At 42.3% G+C, this 392-nt stretch carries 1 protein-coding gene; it reads left to right on the top strand.

Features of this window, described 5'->3' with window-relative positions; genetic code table 11:
* On the top strand, positions 1 to 235 hold a 235-nt coding region (locus C2M32_RS16590; protein ID WP_199886183.1), incomplete at its 5' end, for a hypothetical protein.
* Between the last annotated feature and the right edge of the window lie 157 nt (positions 236 to 392).

Below are 392 nucleotides of genomic sequence, written 5' to 3'. Positions count from 1 at the left end.
TGAGAGTGACGACATCGATGCTTTGCTAGATGAGCCAGCAGAAGATGACACTGAGAGTGACGACATCGATGCTTTGCTAGATGAACCAGCGGAAGATGACACTGAGAGTGACGACATCGATGCTTTGCTAGATGAGCCAGCAGAAGATGACACTGAGAGTGACGACATCGATGCTTTGCTAACTTTTAATGTTTACAAAGAAGTGGTTGTTGGAGCTGTGACTTATGAAAAGTGAACCGACGACTTTTAATGTTTACAAAGAAGTGATTGTGGGAGCTGTGACGTGTGAAAAGTGAACCGATGACTTTTAATGTTTACAAAGAAGTGATTGTGGGAGCTGTGACTTATGAAAAGTGAACCGACGACTTTTAATGTTTACAAAGAAGTGGTTG

This window comes from Pseudoalteromonas sp. T1lg23B (assembly GCF_002964665.1).
Lineage (GTDB): Bacteria > Pseudomonadota > Gammaproteobacteria > Enterobacterales > Alteromonadaceae > Pseudoalteromonas.
Note: the sequence above shows the minus strand (reverse complement) of the source record. Positions and strands in the feature narration are given on the sequence as shown.